General features: G+C 33.9%; 21 protein-coding genes. 17 read left to right on the top strand and 4 right to left on the bottom strand.

Going from position 1 to position 18,250, the window contains the following annotated elements; genetic code table 11:
• Positions 1-19: 19 nt before the first annotated feature.
• A complete protein-coding gene (gene purD / locus AP058_RS13845; protein WP_066312108.1) occupies positions 20-1,291 on the top strand; it encodes a phosphoribosylamine--glycine ligase in 1,272 nt (423 codons plus the stop codon).
• Positions 1,292-1,332: 41 nt separating this feature from the next.
• Here the strand turns inward: purD and AP058_RS13840 are convergent, their stop codons facing one another.
• Positions 1,333-1,563, bottom strand: a complete 231-nt coding sequence (locus AP058_RS13840) for a uracil phosphoribosyltransferase (protein WP_066312107.1) — start codon at positions 1,561-1,563, stop codon at positions 1,333-1,335.
• 132 nt (positions 1,564-1,695) lie between these two features.
• On the opposite strand from AP058_RS13840, the gene AP058_RS13835 reads away from it, so the two are divergent.
• Positions 1,696-2,625 carry a DUF6427 family protein gene (locus AP058_RS13835; protein ID WP_066312106.1) on the top strand — a complete coding sequence of 310 codons (930 nt, stop codon included), beginning with the start codon at positions 1,696-1,698 and terminating at the stop codon, positions 2,623-2,625.
• Here the strand turns inward: AP058_RS13835 and upp are convergent.
• Complete coding sequence (gene upp, locus AP058_RS13830; protein ID WP_066312105.1) at positions 2,620-3,273, bottom strand: uracil phosphoribosyltransferase; 654 nt, start codon at positions 3,271-3,273, stop codon at positions 2,620-2,622. The genes AP058_RS13835 and upp overlap by 6 nt on opposite strands.
• A gap of 100 nt (positions 3,274-3,373) precedes the next feature.
• Here upp and AP058_RS13825 point away from each other — a divergent pair, with 100 nt between their 5' ends.
• Both AP058_RS13825 and AP058_RS13820 read left to right on the top strand, forming a co-directional pair.
• On the top strand, positions 3,374-3,979 hold the full coding sequence (locus AP058_RS13825) for a DUF4254 domain-containing protein (protein WP_066312103.1): 606 nt from the start codon (positions 3,374-3,376) through the stop codon (positions 3,977-3,979).
• Positions 3,980-4,191: 212 nt separating this feature from the next.
• Positions 4,192-5,202, top strand: a complete 1,011-nt coding sequence (locus AP058_RS13820) for a glycosyltransferase family 9 protein (RefSeq protein WP_066312101.1) — start codon at positions 4,192-4,194, stop codon at positions 5,200-5,202.
• 58 nt (positions 5,203-5,260) lie between these two features.
• Here AP058_RS13820 and AP058_RS13815 read toward each other — a convergent pair whose 3' ends face one another.
• Positions 5,261-5,569 carry a hypothetical protein gene (locus tag AP058_RS13815; protein ID WP_066313473.1) on the bottom strand — a complete coding sequence of 103 codons (309 nt, stop codon included), beginning with the start codon at positions 5,567-5,569 and terminating at the stop codon, positions 5,261-5,263.
• Between the two features lie 188 nt (positions 5,570-5,757).
• Entirely contained in the window at positions 5,758-6,810 is a 1,053-nt protein-coding gene (locus AP058_RS13810) for a ferredoxin--NADP reductase (RefSeq protein WP_066312098.1), read from the bottom strand.
• Positions 6,811-6,939: 129 nt separating this feature from the next.
• On the opposite strand from AP058_RS13810, the gene AP058_RS13805 reads away from it, so the two are divergent.
• The 13 genes from AP058_RS13805 (at position 6,940) to atpA (ending at position 18,245) form a co-directional block, all read left to right on the top strand.
• Positions 6,940-7,275, top strand: coding sequence for a PadR family transcriptional regulator (locus AP058_RS13805; protein ID WP_066312096.1), 336 nt, complete (start codon positions 6,940-6,942; stop codon positions 7,273-7,275).
• Positions 7,276-7,285: 10 nt separating this feature from the next.
• Positions 7,286-7,963, top strand: a complete 678-nt coding sequence (locus tag AP058_RS13800) for a hypothetical protein (protein WP_066312095.1) — start codon at positions 7,286-7,288, stop codon at positions 7,961-7,963.
• A gap of 151 nt (positions 7,964-8,114) precedes the next feature.
• Positions 8,115-9,572 (top strand): DUF5687 family protein, encoded by a 1,458-nt coding sequence (locus AP058_RS13795; protein WP_066312094.1) that lies wholly within the window; start codon positions 8,115-8,117, stop codon positions 9,570-9,572.
• Between the two features lie 41 nt (positions 9,573-9,613).
• A complete protein-coding gene (locus AP058_RS13790) occupies positions 9,614-10,309 on the top strand; it encodes an ABC transporter ATP-binding protein (protein WP_066312093.1) in 696 nt (231 codons plus the stop codon).
• Positions 10,310-10,396: 87 nt separating this feature from the next.
• A complete protein-coding gene (locus AP058_RS13785; protein ID WP_066312092.1) occupies positions 10,397-12,982 on the top strand; it encodes a gliding motility protein in 2,586 nt (861 codons plus the stop codon).
• A gap of 2 nt (positions 12,983-12,984) precedes the next feature.
• On the top strand, positions 12,985-13,395 hold the full coding sequence (locus AP058_RS13780) for a polymer-forming cytoskeletal protein (protein WP_066312079.1): 411 nt from the start codon (positions 12,985-12,987) through the stop codon (positions 13,393-13,395).
• Positions 13,361-13,585, top strand: a complete 225-nt coding sequence (locus AP058_RS13775; protein ID WP_066312076.1) for an AtpZ/AtpI family protein — start codon at positions 13,361-13,363, stop codon at positions 13,583-13,585. The genes AP058_RS13780 and AP058_RS13775 overlap by 35 nt, the downstream gene beginning before the upstream one ends.
• Positions 13,585-13,968: a hypothetical protein gene (locus AP058_RS13770; RefSeq protein ID WP_066312074.1), complete on the top strand. Its 384-nt coding sequence runs from the start codon at positions 13,585-13,587 to the stop codon at positions 13,966-13,968. The genes AP058_RS13775 and AP058_RS13770 overlap by 1 nt, the downstream gene beginning before the upstream one ends.
• Before the next feature lie 131 nt (positions 13,969-14,099).
• Positions 14,100-15,275: a F0F1 ATP synthase subunit A gene (gene atpB, locus AP058_RS13765; RefSeq protein ID WP_082706685.1), complete on the top strand. Its 1,176-nt coding sequence runs from the start codon at positions 14,100-14,102 to the stop codon at positions 15,273-15,275.
• Between the two features lie 40 nt (positions 15,276-15,315).
• Complete coding sequence (atpE, locus tag AP058_RS13760; RefSeq protein WP_031453874.1) at positions 15,316-15,516, top strand: ATP synthase F0 subunit C; 201 nt, start codon at positions 15,316-15,318, stop codon at positions 15,514-15,516.
• 82 nt (positions 15,517-15,598) lie between these two features.
• Positions 15,599-16,090: a F0F1 ATP synthase subunit B gene (locus AP058_RS13755; RefSeq protein ID WP_066312064.1), complete on the top strand. Its 492-nt coding sequence runs from the start codon at positions 15,599-15,601 to the stop codon at positions 16,088-16,090.
• Positions 16,091-16,096: 6 nt separating this feature from the next.
• On the top strand, positions 16,097-16,630 hold the full coding sequence (atpH, locus tag AP058_RS13750; protein WP_066312062.1) for an ATP synthase F1 subunit delta: 534 nt from the start codon (positions 16,097-16,099) through the stop codon (positions 16,628-16,630).
• Positions 16,631-16,667: 37 nt separating this feature from the next.
• Positions 16,668-18,245 carry a F0F1 ATP synthase subunit alpha gene (atpA, locus tag AP058_RS13745; RefSeq protein WP_066312060.1) on the top strand — a complete coding sequence of 526 codons (1,578 nt, stop codon included), beginning with the start codon at positions 16,668-16,670 and terminating at the stop codon, positions 18,243-18,245.
• The last annotated feature ends 5 nt before the right edge of the window (positions 18,246-18,250 follow it).

Genomic DNA, 18,250 nt, shown 5'->3' with positions numbered 1-18,250 from the left:
AACTAAATACAACTACAACATGACAATTTTATTACTGGGTTCAGGCGGAAGAGAGCATGCTTTTGCATGGAAAATGATTCAGAGTCCGCTTTGTGAAAAACTTTTTGTAGCACCAGGCAATGCAGGTACAGCAGCGATTGCAACGAACGTCGCTATGAGTGCAACCGATTTTGAAGCGATAAAAACATTTGTAATTAAAGAAAATGTTAGCATGGTCGTTGTTGGTCCAGAAGATCCTTTGGTAAAAGGTATTTATGATTATTTCAAAAACGACGAAAGTTTGCAGCATATTCCAGTAATTGGTCCGTCAAAAGTAGGCGCAACATTAGAAGGAAGTAAAGAATTTGCAAAAGAATTTTTAGTACGTCACAACATTCCGACAGCAGCTTATGACAGTTTTACGGCTGAAACGGTAGAACAAGGATGTGATTTCTTGACAACGCTGCAACCGCCGTACGTGTTAAAAGCGGATGGTTTAGCAGCAGGAAAAGGTGTTTTGATTATTCAAGATCTAGCGGAAGCTCAAACGGAATTAAGAAACATGTTGATAGGACAAAAATTTGGCGAAGCGAGCTCTAAAGTCGTAATCGAAGAATTTTTGGACGGAATTGAATTGAGTTGTTTTGTATTAACGGATGGAAAAAATTACAAGATTTTACCAACGGCTAAAGATTACAAACGAATTGGTGAAGGTGACACGGGATTGAATACAGGCGGAATGGGAGCGGTTTCTCCAGTTTCTTTCGTAGACGATGTCTTGATGGAAAAAATCGAAACACGTATCGTTAAACCAACAATTGACGGCTTTCAAAAGGACGGAATTGAATACAAAGGGTTTGTTTTTATCGGCTTAATTAATGTGAACAACGAACCAATTGTTATTGAGTATAATGTTAGAATGGGAGATCCAGAAACCGAAGTCGTAATTCCAAGATTAAAAACGGATTTGGTAGCACTGTTTCAAGCAGTTGCTAAACAAGAATTGGATACGATCGATTTAGAAATTGATCCTAGAAGTGCAACAACCATTATGGTGGTTTCAGGTGGTTATCCAGAAGAGTATGAAAAAGGAAAGGAAATTTCAGGTATTGAAAAAATAACCGATTCTATTGTTTTTCATGCGGGAACTTCGTTAGAAAGTGGAAAAGTAGTAACCAACGGAGGTCGTGTACTTGCAATCACTTCTTATGGAGAGGATTTTAAAGAGGCCATTAAGAAATCATATCAAAATATAGATAAACTACATTTTGATCAAATGTATTTTAGGCGCGATATCGGAAACGATTTGTAGTAAAACTAAAAAAGTCCTAATCGTTGATTAGGACTTTTTTATTATTTTAAAAATGAGTGAGCCGTTGTGTCTTGATTTTCTGTTCCAGCATCATCAAAAATGCGTAATTGTTTAATCCAGTATACGATTGCACATGCGCAGATAATCATGAAGATCCAGTTGATTGCGTTAGCACCGAACCATGATTTTAACTCTAACGCGCGGATAAGATCTAGCGGCACAAGTAAAAAATCAACAAAAAGAGTTTTTATTCCTTCAAAAAATGCTTTCATAATTTATAAATTATTATGTTATTTATTGTTTTATAGCGTATTGAAGTAAGATTGAGAATCTTTTTCCAACAAGTTAGTTTCGTTTTTTAAACAAGTATTATATTTACAGTCACAAAAGTATAAAATATCCTTATGATTACAAGTGTTTTTAAAAAATCTACACCATTAAATTATTCCTTAATCATAATTTTAATGCTGTTGTTCTTTTTTATCTATCAATTTCAAGATTTGTCTTGGTTTGGATCCGCTATTTCTATTGTAGAAAAAGTAGTATTGATTAGTGTTATTTTAGCTTCTATATTGGTAACGAATTTCATTACTAAAAAGAACGGACTGAGTAAAGACAATACTTATGTAGTGTTTTTTTACTTTTTACTGTTTGCCTTTTTTCCAGATTCGTTTAGTAAGTCCAATATTATTTTGGCAAACTTTTTTCTCTTATTGGCTTTGCGTCGTTTAATATCGCTACAATCTTTAAAATCGGCTAAGGAGAAAATTTTTGATGCATCTCTATGGATTATTGTAGCCTCTTTATTTCAATTTTGGTGCATTTTATTTTTAGTACTGGTTTTTATATCGATAATTTTTCACGTTGCAGGCGATTATCGAAACTGGATTTTACCATTTATAGCTTTACTCGCTGTAGGAACTTTATTTATTGCCTTCGCATTGCTGTTTAATATTGATATTCTTTCGCACTATCAAAACAGAGCGCATATGGATTTCAGTATTTCCTACTTTGCTAAAAGTTCACAAAATTGGGCCTTGTCCATCTATTTTACTGTTGCTTTATGTTTTGTTTTTTTAATGGTAACTAGTTTATCTAAACGTCCATTATTACTGCATTCTTCTTATAAAAAAGTGGTGGCTTACTTTTTTATTGCCATTTTAGTGTATTTAGTTTCTCCAGATAAAAGCAATGATTTATTAGTCTTTACAGTTGCGCCTTTAGCAATTATGGCCACGAGTCAGATCGAATTTGTGCAGCAGAAAATCACTAACGAATTAACTTTTGGAGCTTTAATTCTATGCAGTTTATTTGTCTTTTTTGCGCAATTATAATTTAGTACCGTAAGCCAAATCGCCTGCATCACCTAAACCGGGAACGATGTAATTTTTCTCATTCAAATGACTGTCTAAAACGCCAACCCACAAATGGCAATTGTCTGGTAAATTTGCTTTTGCATACGCAATTCCTTCGGGAGCGGCTATAACTACTGCGATATGAATTTCTTTTGGAGTGCTGTTCTGCATCAATTTTTCGAAAACAGCAACCAACGAATGTCCAGTGGCCAACATTGGATCAACTAGCAAAAGGGTTTTGTCGTCTAAAGAAGTTAGTGCTTGATATTCTACTAAAATCACAAATTCGCTGTCGTTATTAGGATGATGACGACTGGCAGAGACAAATCCGTTCTCGACGCCGTCAAAGTAATTTAAAAAACCAATATGCAACGCCAAACCGGCACGCAATATCGAGCACAAAACTAAGTCGTCGGCGATTTCTGTAGTATTTTTAATTCCTAATGGCGTTTGTATTTCGACGTTTTTATACGCTAAATTTTTACTGATTTCGTACGCCATTATTTCGCCAATCCGCTCAATATTTCTTCTAAATCGCATGCTGTCTTTTTGAACATTTACGTTTCGAATTTGCCCCAAAAAGTGATTTAAAACGCTGTTGTTTTCAGATAAATAATGAATTTGCATGATTTTTTAATTTGAGTTTAAAAAGGCTAAAGTTTAATTTTTTTTTGAGAACCATAAATGTATAAAAAGTATCTTTGTATCTCTTACTAAATATAAAATCATGTTTTCAAAATTAGCTTATTCTGTTTTCGAACAAAGTATCAAAGATTATCATCAGTTTGATAATGTGGACCAGCCAATAAATAATCCTTTCCCGAAGGATAAATTTGAGCACCTATTATATTTGAAAAATTGGATCGACACGGTTCAATGGCATTTTGAAGATATCATTCGTGATCCGCAAATTGATCCTGTCGCAGCTTTGGCTTTAAAAAGAAGAATTGACGCTTCCAATCAAGAGCGTACGGATATGGTAGAATATATTGACGGTTATTTTTTACAAAAATACAATGAGGTCAAAGTAAAAGACGGAGCAAAAATTAACTCAGAAAGTCCAGCTTGGGCATTTGATAGATTGTCAATTTTAGCTTTGAAGATTTATCATATGAATGAAGAAGCAACTCGTGCAGCAGCTTCGCAAGAGCATAGAGATAAATGCCAAGAAAAACTAAATGTGCTTTTGGAGCAAAGAAGTGATTTGTCGACAGCGATTGATGATTTATTGAATGACATCGAGAATGGTGACAAATTTATGAAAGTGTACAAGCAAATGAAAATGTACAACGATGATGATTTGAATCCAGTTTTATATCAAAATAAAAAATAGTAGTTGGAGCATTTTCCAGCTTTCCATTACAATTCCTCACAAAAAAAGTATAGTTTCTATTGTTCTAAAAAGAGCTTCCGTTGGTCGCTTTTTTAGAACAAGAAACTTTTCTTTTTTTGCTCCGGGATTTTCATTTTAATCTGGGCTAGGACAGGTAATAGTCGAGCATAAACATTTGTAATTTGTCAGCTAAAATTCAACATATTGCCGTCATGAGACTTTCTGCTATGGGAGATGTCGCGATGACCGTTCCAGTTTTGCGTGCTTTCGTAGAACAAAATCCAGCAGTAAAACTGACCGTAATTTCGCGTCCATTCTTTAAACCATTTTTTGACGGAATTCCAAATCTTACTTTTTTTGCTTTTGATGAAAAACAAAAACACAAAGGATTTTTAGGATTACTTCAGCTATACAATGAGTTAAAAAAACTTAAAATAGATGCTTTTGCCGATTTACACAATGTCTTGCGCTCGCAAATTGTTCGGAATCTTTTCTCTCTGAGCGGAAAAAAAGTGGCAGCTGTAGATAAAGGTCGTCAAGGAAAAAAAGAACTAACACGCTCCGAAAATAAAATTTTCAAACAGCAACCGAACATGTTTGAAAGACATTTAAAAGTGTTTGAAAAACTAGGATTTACAATAGATTTATCAAATCCAGCTTTCCCCCAAAAAGCCACTTTAAGCGCAGAAATAACCCGTTTGATAGGATTGAAGTACGATAAATTAATCGGTATTGCTCCTTTTGCGCAGTACGACGCTAAAGTATATCCATTAGATTTAATGCAAGAGGTCATTGCAAGTTTGGCTGATAATAAAGAGCACACTATTCTACTTTTTGGAGGTGGCGCAAAAGAAATTGAAATTTTAGAGAGTATTGCAAAGCCTTTTAAAAACGTTGTTAATTTCGCCGGAAAAATTAAATTTCAAGAAGAATTAAAATTAATTAGCAACCTCGATGTCATGCTTTCTATGGATTCTGGAAACGCGCACATTGGAGCAATGTTAGGAATAAAAGTCATCACGTTGTGGGGTGCAACGCATCCTTACGCGGGTTTTTTACCGTTCAATCAATCCCTAGAAACTGCTTTAGTTTCAGACAGAGAAAAGTATCCGTTACTGCCCACTTCGGTGTATGGAAATAAAGTTGTTGAAAACTATCAAGAGGCCATGCGAACTATTTTTCCACAAGAAGTGGTTTCGACTGTTCAGTCTTATTTAGGCTAAATAGTAAGATAATTCAATTTTTGAAGTAGTAGTACAATCGGAATATTATTCAATTTTTTCACAACCAAATTCCATTTTCACGACATCTCAGCGTCAAAAATCTTTTGAGATTTGAAATAGATTCTTCAAAATCGGACGGTTCTAGTCCAAAACGGATGAACTCTTTTTGTTGTTTTTCGGCTGATTCACAAGCTTTTACAACTTCCTTGAGCATGTCGAGCATAATGAGTTGTTTGCTTTCTTTTTGGTCGAATTTCAAATCAATCAATTCATCTTGCAATTTTATACAATAATCTAAAAGATCTTCTACTTCTTTTTCCTCTAGAAGATGTGGTTTGTTTTTGAAAAGTTCGCGAGGATTTTTCATCTTCAAAGGATTTTTAAGTGTTGGTGTCAAATCAATTTTAAATAAAAAATAAAACACGCAAATTATACGGATTGTATCAGATTTATTAGGGATAAAAAATCTGCGAATCTGCCAAATCTGCGTGTTCATTTTAATTATTTATAAAACTACAGACTTCCAACTAAGATCAGTCATCTGCATACTATTTGCTAGACATCATCATAATCAACATAGATAGTTTCTGATGTTGGGTGCGCTTGACAAGTCAAAATCAGTCCACTTTCAATTTCTTTATCAGTTAAAATAGAGTTCTTAGACATTTCGGCACTTCCAGAAGTTACGCGAGCCAAGCAGCTGCTGCAAATTCCGCCTTGGCAAGAATAAGGTGCATCGATTCCTTGCTTTAGCGCAGCATCTAAAATGGTTTGTTTTTGAGACATTTCAAAAGTAACCTCGTCATCATCTACTAAAATTGTGATTTTCGAATGTCCTTCGAGAGAAGCATTGATCACATTTTCTTCAGAGGAAGAAGTAAATAGCTCAAACTTAATAGCCGAATCTTTTACATTTTTTTCTTTTAAAATTTCTGTAACCGTGTTAATCATAACCTCGGGACCACAAAGATAAAACTTATCAAATTCTAATTCTTTGTGCTTATTATTCAATACAAAATTCACAGCCGATTTCTCAATTCTTCCAAACAAAGCATTTTCTACTTTAGATTGACTGTAAACATAATGAACAAAAAAGCGACCAACATATTGCAACTGTAAATCGTGTAACTGCTCATGAAAAATAGTTTCTTCGGCAGTTTTATTTCCGTAAACCAGTACAAATGAGCTTTTTGGTTCGCTTTTTAGAACTGATTTTATGATCGAAAGTACTGGCGTAATTCCGCTACCGGCTACAAAAGCAGCATAGTTTTTTTGACGATCTGCGTCTGGTTCAAATATAAATTTACCTTCTGGTTGTCCTACTTCCAATAAATCACCAGCCTTTAATTTTGTAGTAGCAAACTGCGAAAATAATCCGTCTTTTACGGCTTTGACAGCAATACGCAATTCGCCGCTTTCTGGTGAAGAACAAATAGAGTACGCTCTTCTTATTTCTTGATTATCAATGGTTAAACGTAAGTTAACATATTGACCCGCAACAAATGTATAGTCGGGTTGTAATTCTTGTGGTACATTAAAAAGTATTGAAACTGCCCCTGGAGTTTCGCGCTTTACTTCTTTTATAGTAAGTTTTTTGAATGAAGGCATAATGCTAATTTTTAGGCAAAGATAATAAACGAAATTCGTTTTTACTTAACAGAAAATCATATTGACTATACATAAGAATCATATGTATAAGAAAGTTATGTATATTTGTGTTTCAAAAGCATAAGACAAATGAAAAGTTCACAATTATATAAGGGAAGTTTAAATACCATAATTATGAAGTTATTGGAAGAAAATGATAAGATGTACGGCTATGAAATTACGCAAAAAGTAAAAGCAATTACATTGGGAGAACTTATTATTACCGAAGGTGCTTTGTACCCTGCTTTGCATAAATTAGAGGCCGAAGGATTGTTGGATGTCGAAATAGAAAGAGTAGACAATAGGTTGCGTAAATATTATAAACTAACAGAATCCGGTCGAAAAGAAACGGCGAATCGACTTGTTGAACTAGAAAATTTTATACGAAATATGCAATCATTAGTTAATCTAAAATTAGAATTTTAAACCGTTTACTATGAAACTAACCACCAAACAAATTGCACTTATCGATGAAACTTTGGTTTTGAATACTCTCACATACTCCGACATTAAATACGAAGTTATCGATCATATTGCTACCGAGATAGAAACCATTTTATCTGATAAAAATATTGGTTTTGAAAATGCTTTACAAATAGTTTTCGATAAATGGAACAGACAACTAAAAACGACTACGCTTGGTTTTTCAGTATGTTATTCTCTTTCGGGACCCAAAATAGCAATGGACAAAATGTCTAGAATTGTAAGAAACGAATTAAAGTGGGCGTTAGTTTTTTTAGTACTTATCGCGGCATCTCTAACCACGCTCATTTATAATTTTGAAAGTACCACTCCGTTTATAAAAACTACAAGAATAGCATTAAAAGTTTCGTTGTTGGCCGCTTTTATAATTTACGTAGTCGGCAAAATCTTACTGTTTAAATCAAACTTTACTACTACGTTCTCCAAGGTTTATGATCGAAGATTCGTTTTGGTGGTACTTTATGCGGTTGGCTTTATTTTTAACATATTACCAATTTTGCCAGATACTACTTCATCCAACAGAAATATCATTTCTTTGATTTTTGTGTTTTTGTATCTATTTTACAGTATAAGCTCTTTTGTGCTATTGACAAAACATTATCAGTTAAAAGCAAAATACCAAATACTCTAATGGAGTAAACTAGCAAACTAGATTTTTACTTTTACAATCCAACTTCAAAAAAAGTAATCGCTTAAAACCACGCTTTCAGAGTAGATTATAAAATAATTTGTAACGTTTTCTTACATTTTAATACCAACTAGAAAACTTATATACATGTATTATGTTTAAAAATTTTATTTATCTCGAATGGAAGTCTTTTTCACGGTCTGCTTCTTTTGGAACCAACATCGTTTTAAAAATTTTAATGGCTTTTTTGGTACTATACTTTACAGTCGTTTTTTTAGCCATGGGAGTTGGTGCTTTTTATGTACTCAAAAAGATGAGTTTGGAACCGTTGGCAACCATCAATAAATTTTTGATTTATTATTTCTTTTTTGATCTGGCGATCCGGCTGATTTTTCAAGCTATTCCGGTGGTAAATATTAAACCACTTTTGGTAATGAATATTAAAAAAAACAGCATCGTTCACTTTTCACTTTGGAAAACGTTTCTAGCCTTTTTTAATTTAATTCATGTCTTTTTCTTTGTGCCATTTTCCATCGTATTATTGATCGAAGGTTATGATGCTCTTGGTGTTATTGCCTGGAGTCTTGCAATGTTTTGCATGATCTATTGCAATAATTTTTTAAATTTATTACTAAGCAATATAGATAAGCTTTTTACTTTTTTCTTGGTACTGGTTGGTGTGTTAGCCGCTTTACAATATTATCAGTATTTTGATATTACACAACATACGGCACCATTTTTTCAGGCGTTGTACCAAAATACAATAGTGGTTATAGTGCCATTTATAGTTTTTGCGCTGTTGTATGTTCTAACATTCAAATTCTTTAAAAATAATTTATTTTTGGATGCTGGACTATCAGAGAAGCATGATATCGCCCGAACCGAAAATTTGACTTGGCTCAATCAATTTGGTACTTTAGGTACTTTTCTTAAAAATGACATTAAATTAATTAGAAGAAATAAACGTTCAAAAACGACGATTCTCATGAGCTTCTTGTTTTTGTTTTACGGTTTTATCTTCTTTAATTCTACACAACCGGCAGCGATGCAAATATTTGCTGGAATTTTTGTCTCTGGCGGATTCTTGTTTGTCTTTGGTCAATTTGTTCCTAGTTGGGACAGTTCCTACTATCAATTGATGATGACACAAAATATTCCGTACCGAGGTTATCTTAATGCCAAATGGTGGTTAATCGTAATTGCAACTATTATCTCCACCATTTTAGCTTCTTTTTATATTTATTTAGGATGGCAATTTTATTTATTAATCGTAGTGGGCGCCATCTACAACATTGGCGTTAATTCGCATTTGGTTTTATTGGGAGGTGCTTACACTAAAACACCAATCGACCTAACCTCTAGCAAAGGTGCTTTTGGCGATAAAAAAGCATTTAATGTTAGTGCGATGTTGCTTACGCTACCAAAAATAATTCTTCCTGTTTTATTGTATGGAATAGGCCTGTATTTTGACAATACTACAATTGGACTCGCGTTGGTGGCAGGTGCTGGAGTGCTCGGTTTTATTTTTAGAAACAGCGTTTTTGCTTTTATCGAAAAAAAATATAAATCCGAAAAATATTCAACGATCGCCGCATACAAACAAAAGAAGTAGTTGAGAAGTAAAGTAAATAAGTAACAGTTAAACATATAAAGATGATACAAGTAACAAATCTTTCAAAAAAATACAACGAAACAACAGTTTTAAAAATAGAAAATTTGGTCATTCCAAAAGGACAAAGTTTTGGTTTAGTAGGTAATAACGGCGCCGGAAAAACAACTTTTTTTAGTTTATTACTCGACTTAATTCAGCCTACAACAGGCCATATAACTAATAATTTTATACAAGTAGATACAGATGAAAGTTGGAAATCTTTTACTGGTTCATTTTTAGATGAAAATTTCTTGATAGGTTACCTAACTCCCGAAGAATATTTTTATTTTATTGGAGATTTAAGAGGACAGAACAAGGCAGACGTTGATGCATTATTATTAAAATATGATGAATTTTTTAATAATGAAATTTTAAATAACAAAAAATATTTACGCGATTTATCGAAAGGAAATCAAAAGAAAGTGGGTATTATTGCCACATTAATAGGCAGTCCCGAAGTCGTTATTTTAGATGAGCCTTTTGCTAATCTAGATCCAACCACAGTTAGCCGATTAAAAAAAATCATTAAAACCTTGGCTGAGGATCCAAATGTTACCGTTTTAGTTTCCAGCCATGATTTGCAGCATACGGTCGAAGTTTGCGATAGAATTGTGGCTTTAAGTAAAGGAGAAGTTGTCAAAGACATTCAAACTTCACCCGAGACGTTGCAAGAGTTAGAACTGTTTTTTGCCGTGTAAAGACACTTATCTCGAAAAGAAATGTATTTTTACAAATCATTATACTAAAAGCTCTATTTGTAAGTTTAATGATTAAACATTTTCCGTTTGAAATACACTAATTTTAAATATATTCTCACGCTTTTCGTAGTGTTTGTTTTGGTGGCTTGTTCTACCAAAAAGGACACTTTTTTGGCTAGAAATTCGCATGCCTTAAGTACTAAATACAACATTTTGTATAATGGTCAAATTGGTTTGGATAAAGGAATTCAATCTGTTAATACTGCTGAAGCTGATAATTTTTGGGAAATTTTGCCCATTGAAAGAATGCAAGTCGAAGATAATTTTTCGGAAGAAGCAAAAATCAAGAATCCCGACTTTGAAATAGCAGAAGCTAAAGCCACCAAAGCCATCCAAAAGCACTCCATGAATATAGGTGGACGAGAGAAAAACTTTCAGATGGACGAAGCCTATTTATTGTTAGGGAAAGCACGTTATTATGACGAGCGCTTCATTCCCGCTTTGGATGCCTTCAATTATATTCTATACAAATACCCTACAAGCAGCAACATTAATACCGCCCGAATCTGGCGCGAAAAAACCAATATGCGTTTGGGTAACGATGCCGTTGTCATCAAAAACATCAATCAGATTTTAAAAGATGTAAAAGTAGACAAACAAGTCTATTCAGATGCGAATGCTTTATTGGCTGAAGCTTTTTTTAATTTACAAAAAAACGACAGTACTATAAGTAAATTAAAAATTGCCATTCAGTTTTCTAAAAAAAACACCGAAAAATCGCGTTACCGATTTATTTTAGCACAATTATTTGAGGCCAAGCAAGAGCGAGATAGTGCTTTACAATACTATCAGTCGGTAATTGCTATGAATAGAAAAGGAGATCGCAAATACATGATTCAGGCATATGCAAAAAAAGCACAACTGTTTGATTATGAAAATGGCGATAAAGAAATTTTTGTAAAGCGCTACACTAAATTACTAGAAGATCGAGAAAATCGTCCATTTTTAGATGTTTTAAATTATCAAATGGGTGTTTTTTATGATCAAACACAAGATCAAAAAGCAGCACTTCATTTTTACAATGCGTCCTTAGACACCGAATCTAAAGATTCGTATTTGGTTGCTTCTACCTATAGAAATATAGGAAATATGTATTTTAAAAAAACCAATTATACACTTGCTGCCAAATACTACGACAGCACCTTAGTCAATCTGAATCAAAAAACGCGGGAATATGTGTATCTGAAAAAAAAGCGAACCAATCTAGACGACGTAATCAAATACGAAGCGATTGCTAAGGTAAATGACAGTATTTTAAAGGTAATTGCCTACACGCCAGAAGAACGAACTATCTTCTACCAGAATTATATTGATACGTTAAAAGTTCAAGACAAAGCAAAACAAGTAGCGGCCGATAAAGAAAAAGAAAAGTTAGCCAATATAGAACGCAACAATCAATCGGGAGCTACAGATGTACCTGCGGCAAAAGTAATGAATAATTACGGTCCGCCATCTGCGACCGACGTGAAGAGTAACTTCTATTTTTACAACCCAACAACGGTTGCTTATGGTAAGTTACAATTTAAGAAACAATTTGGGAATCGAACTTTAGACGGCAATTGGCGTTCGTCTTTGGCCAACATTAACCAAGCTTTGGCCGATCAAGAAACTAATAGTTCAGCAGAAGTTGTTTCTGACTCGATTGTACCACTGGATCCAAGATACTCGGTTGCTTTTTATACTGAAAAACTACCTACAGAGTTAAAGGCAATTCAAACTATAAAAAAAGATCGTGATTTTGCTTACTATCAATTGGGTCTAATTTACAAAGAAAATTTAAAAGAATACGAGCTCGCAAGTGTTAAGTTAGAACAATTACTTGCTTTTAAACCAGATGAAAAATTGGTATTACCAGCAGAATATAATTTGTATAAAATATATCAGATTACGAATCCGAATCGAGCTGAAATCATTAAAAACGAAATTGTAACGCAGTATCCTACTTCGCGTTATGCGCAAATTATTACCAATGCAACAACGGCAGCTGCTGGATTAAATTCTCCAGACGCGGTCTACAAAAAGCAATACGCTTTATACGAAGCCGAACAATTTACCGTTATTTTAGACACTGTTGACGTTTTGATTAGAGAGTATGCGGGAGAGGAAATTGTCTCTAAATTTGAATTGCTAAAGGCCAATGCGTTAGGAAAAACAAAGGGTTTAGAAGCTTATAAAACAGCGATGGAACAAGTGGTTACTAATTATCCTAATAGTGAAGAAGGAAAAAAGGCGAAAGACATTTTGAACAATCAAATTCCGACTTTAGAGAAAATGGCATTCACCACAACCGAAGGGCAAAACTGGAAAATTATCTACAAAATTGCGACTACTGATGAAAAAGCAGTTGAAGACATTAAAGCAAAATTTAATAAATTCCTGAATGAAGAAAATTATATGAAATTAACGTTGTCAGTCGATAAATACGATGACAAAGATTCTTTTGTAGTTATTCATGCCATTAAATCGCAGACCTACGCGTACGATTTGGCTACATTACTAAGGGAAAATAAGTATAAGATACAACAAGAACCAACTGTAATTTCGAGTAGTAATTACAGTCTTGTTCAAATTAAGAAAAATATTGACGCATACAAAGCATTAAAAACCCCATAATTATGTTTGAAAAAACCAAGAAACCTACTAATGATGTTCTAGGAAAAACGAATCGAATAGTAGAAGGAACTATTATAAAAGGAGACATTATCTCCGAAGCTGATTTTAGGTTAGACGGCGAATTAATTGGAAATTTTACGTCTAAAGGGAAAATAGTAATTGGACAAAAAGGAAGAGTAACTGGAGATGTAGTGTGCCAAAATGCCGATATCGAAGGTTTTTTTAGCGGCAGTATAAAAGTGCACGATATTTTAAATGTAAAAGAAAAAGCAAGCATACAAGGCGAAGTTACTGTTGGCAAACTTTCGGTCGAACCAGGGGCTGGCTTTACCGCCACTTGCGCAATGCTAAATGAAGCAAAAAATCAAGCTAAAACAGATGGAAAAGCAACCGAAAGAAAAGTCGTCGAATAACAAATGGATTGCGCTTATTAATATTCCATTTCAAATGGGAATTATTATCTTGGCCTTTACGTATTTGGGAATGTGGCTAGATGAAAAGTATTCGAATGGGTCGTCTATCTGGACAATAATTCTATCTTTGCTTTCTGTTTTTCTTGCGCTTTATAATGTCATTCGACAAGTTAAAAATTTAAATAAATAATGATTAGAGTTTTAAATTTTCTAAAGTATTTTGTTCCTTTTTCAGTTGTATTGTTTGTTTCTCAATACTTTATCACACAATCCCTAGCCACAGAACATGTTTTTTTTCATTCGGTATGGAGTATCTATGCCTTTAACATCATTGCTACTTTTTTAGTTTATTTATTGTTGATTTTTGTAAATAAGGAATTTAAAGATTTTACAGGATTCGCTTTTCTAGGAACAAGTTTGTTTAGAATGATGGCTGCAGTAGTTTTTTTAATTCCGTTTATACAGTCCGATGTTGAGGCTCCAATTATTGATCTTGGAGCATTTTTTATACCGTATTTTTTATTTTTATTCTTTGAAGTGTATTTTACAATTCTATTACTAAATAAGAGATAAAGAGCTCAGTATTACTTGAGTTGTACTTTTAATTTAAATCGTAAAAATTACATAGATATGTTTTCGATTTTGAATTTAATATGTACCTTTGCAAAAAATTTTTGAAACCTAAATTAGATACAGATTTAATAATGATAATTTCAAATAAACCAGTTCATTACTTACTAGTTGCTTTATTAGCATTTACTTCGTCGATTAATTTCGCTTCAACAACAGTTGATAGTGTCTCTGTTCAAAGCGAAAATGTTTCACTCACAGAGAGCAATCAGGCAGTAACAACCAGTCACGGCGAAACTGTTGGTCACGAGGTGGAAAAAGAATTTAATCCTAGTGATTTAATTAACTCGCACATCGGCGACGCTCATGATTTTCACATTGCTGACTGGAACGGTCATCCAATTTCTTTTAACTTGCCGGTTATTTTATGGACAGCAAACGGATTGGAAATTTTTTCATCAGAAAAATTTCACCATGATAATTCAGGTGAACATGTTGTTGATGTGAACGGTCAAAAAGTAGTTCGTTATAAAGAAATTATTTTTTATGCTGATCAATTTGAAACAATGACAGCAGACCAAAGAGATAATGGTGCTTTTGCTTTTAGCGCAAGACCATTAGACTTTTCGATTACTAAAAACGTATTCTCAATGTTTTTGTCTGCCGTTGTACTATTCTTTTTGTTTTTTGCAGTAGCAAGATCATATAAGAAAAACCCAAATGCACCAAAAGGATTAGCAGGTTTCTTAGAGCCACTAGTTACTTATGTGAGAGACGAAATTGCGATTCCAAATATTGGTCACAAAAAATACGCGAAGTTCATGCCGTATCTTTTAACGATCTTTTTCTTTATCTGGATCAACAACCTTATCGGATTGATTCCTTTCTTTCCATTTAGTTCTAACTTGACCGGAAATATTTACTTTACATTTGTAATGGCATTTATTACGTTTATCGTTACTACATTAAGCGGAAACAAATCATACTGGGGACATATTTTTAACACGCCAGGCGTTCCGGTGTGGTTGGCTCCAATTATGATTCCTGTAGAAATTATCGGAATGTTAACGAAACCTTTCGCACTGATGATTCGTTTATTCGCAAACATCACTGCAGGTCACATTATTATTTTAAGTTTAGTTTCTTTGATATTTATTTTTAAAAGCGTTTTTATCGGGCCAGTGGCTGGAGCTTTCGTTTTATTTATGAGTGTTTTAGAAATGTTGGTTGCTGCTTTGCAAGCGTATGTATTTACTTTGCTTTCAGCATTATTTATCGGTCAGGCTGTAGCAGAGCACGATCATCATTAATTTGAGTTTTATTAATTATTAACTATATAAATTTAGTATTATGGTATTAGCTGGAATCGGAGCTGGATTAGCTGTAATTGGTGCAGGTCTTGGAATTGGAAAAATTGGTGGTTCTGCAATGGACGCTATTGCTCGTCAACCAGAAGCTGCTGGAAAAATCCAGACTGCTATGATTATTGCTGCTGCACTTATTGAAGGTGTTGCACTTTTCGCAGTAGTTGTTGCGTTAATCGCAAAATAATTAAAATCAAAAACTTCCTGTAGCGGTTGGCTCCAGGAAGTTTTTTTAAACAAGACAAACAATTTTTTAAATATATAATGTTATGCAATTAACTTCACCAGAGAGTTTAATTTTTTGGACAACGATTATCTTTATCGTTTTCTTCATTCTTTTGGCAAAATTTGCTTGGAAGCCTATTTTAACGGCAGTAAAGAATAGAGAAGAATCTATTAATAATGCATTAGTCGCAGCAGAATCTGCTCGTTTAGAAATGCAAAATTTAACTGCAGATAACGAACGTATTTTACAAGAAGCAAGAATGGAACGTGATGCCTTGTTAAAAGAAGCGCGTGAAATGAAAGACCAAATAATTGCTGATTCTAAGAAAGAAGCACAAGAGCAAGGTTTGAAAATGATTGAGCAAGCAAAAAATGCTATTCAATTAGAAAAAAATGCTGCTATGGCTGAATTGAAATCACACGTTTCAACTTTATCATTGGATATCGCAGAAAAATTATTGAAAGAAGAACTATCTAACAAAGAGGCTCAAACCAAATTGGTTGAGAAAATGTTAGGTGATGTAAAGTTAAACTAAGCAATTATGGCAGGTACAAGAGCAGCAATACGTTATGCGAAAGCAATTCTGGACTTAGCCAACTCAAAAGGAGTTGCTGAAGTTGTGAATAATGATATGAAATTAATCGCTTCAACAATTACTGGTAATGCAGAATTAAGTACATTTATTTTAAACCCAACCTTAAAAGTTGATGTTAAAGAAAGTGCACTTTCAGAAATTTTTGCTGAAACTAATGGCGTAACCAAAGGGTTGTTTCATTTATTGTTTGAAAATAAAAGATTTGAAATTCTTGAAGCTATCGCACAAGAATATACTGCATTGTTTGATGAAAGTAATGGTGTTGAAATAGCTACTGTTACTACAGCAATTGAAATGGACGCTGCTTTAGAAGCAAAAGTTTTAGCAAAAGTGGCTACTTTATCAGATAAAAAAGTAACGATTATTAATAAAGTAGATCCTGCAATTATTGGAGGTTTTATTTTAAGAATTGGTGACAAGCAATACAATGCATCTGTTAGCAATAGATTACAAGTATTAAAAAGAGAGTTAAGTAATTAGTTTTATCACACGTTAAGTGTTTAAATAATATATTAAGATGGCGGAAATCAAACCTGCTGAAATTTCAGCAATATTAAGAAAGCAAGTAGAAGGTTTTGAATCTGGTGCTACGCTAGAGGAAGTAGGAACTGTACTTCAAGTTGGAGACGGTATTGCTCGTATTTACGGGCTATCTAATGTACAATACGGAGAGTTAGTTGAATTTGAAAACGGGCTTGAAGCAATTGTACTAAACCTTGAAGAAGATAATGTTGGTGTTGTACTTTTAGGACCTTCAACAGGGATCAAAGAAGGTTCAATTGCAAAAAGAACACAACGTATCGCTTCTCTTAAAGTAGGAGAACAAATGGTTGGTCGTGTAGTAAACACACTTGGTTTTCCTATCGATGGAAAAGGGCCAATTGGTGGAACGTTATACGAAATGCCATTAGAAAGAAAAGCTCCTGGAGTTATCTTCCGTCAACCAGTTACAGAACCATTACAAACCGGAATAAAAGCTATTGATGCTATGATTCCAGTTGGTCGTGGACAACGTGAGTTGGTTATTGGTGACCGTCAGACAGGAAAGTCTTCTGTTTGTATCGATACCATCTTAAATCAGAAAGAATTTTACGATGCGGGGAAACCTGTATTTTGTATCTATGTAGCAATTGGACAAAAAGCTTCTACAGTTGCAGGAATTGCAAAAATGTTAGAAGAAAAAGGTGCAATGGCTTATACAGTGATCGTTGCAGCAAATGCATCTGATCCAGCTCCAATGCAAGTATATGCTCCAATGGCAGGTGCTGCAATTGGGGAGTATTTTAGAGATTCTGGTCGTCCAGCTTTAATTGTTTATGATGATTTATCTAAACAGGCTGTTGCTTACCGTGAGGTTTCTCTTTTGTTAAGAAGACCACCGGGACGTGAAGCATATCCTGGAGACGTTTTCTACTTACACTCTCGTTTATTAGAGCGTGCTTGTAAGGTAATTGCTGATGACGGAATTGCTAAAAGCATGAACGACTTACCAGATTCATTAAAAGGAATTGTAAAAGGTGGTGGTTCATTAACTGCTTTGCCAATTATTGAAACTCAAGCTGGTGACGTTTCTGCCTATATCCCAACAAACGTAATTTCGATTACGGATGGTCAGATTTTCTTAGATGGAGATTTGTTTAACTCAGGAGTTCGTCCGGCAATTAACGTTGGTATTTCTGTATCACGTGTTGGAGGTAATGCTCAGATTAAATCAATGAAAAAAGTATCTGGAACGTTAAAATTAGACCAAGCACAGTTCCGTGAATTGGAAGCATTTGCTAAGTTTGGTTCTGATTTGGATGCAGTTACTTTAAATGTTATTGAAAAAGGGAAAAGAAACGTTGAGATCTTAAAACAAGGTTTAAATGATCCTTATCCTGTAGAAAATCAAGTAGCGATTATCTATGCAGGTTCTAAAAACTTGTTAAGAAATGTTCCTGTTAATAAAGTAAAAGAATTTGAAGCTGATTTCATTTCGTACTTAAGCAACAAACATAAAGATACTTTGAACGCTTTAAAAGCTGGAAAATTAGATGATACTATCACTGATGTTTTAGAAAAAGCAGCAAAAGAAATTTCGGCGAAATATAACTAATAAAA

The sequence above is a fragment of the Flavobacterium sp. TAB 87 genome (assembly GCF_001529295.1).
Taxonomy (GTDB): Bacteria; Bacteroidota; Bacteroidia; order Flavobacteriales; family Flavobacteriaceae; genus Flavobacterium.
This window is presented reverse-complemented; position numbering and strand designations above follow the sequence as displayed.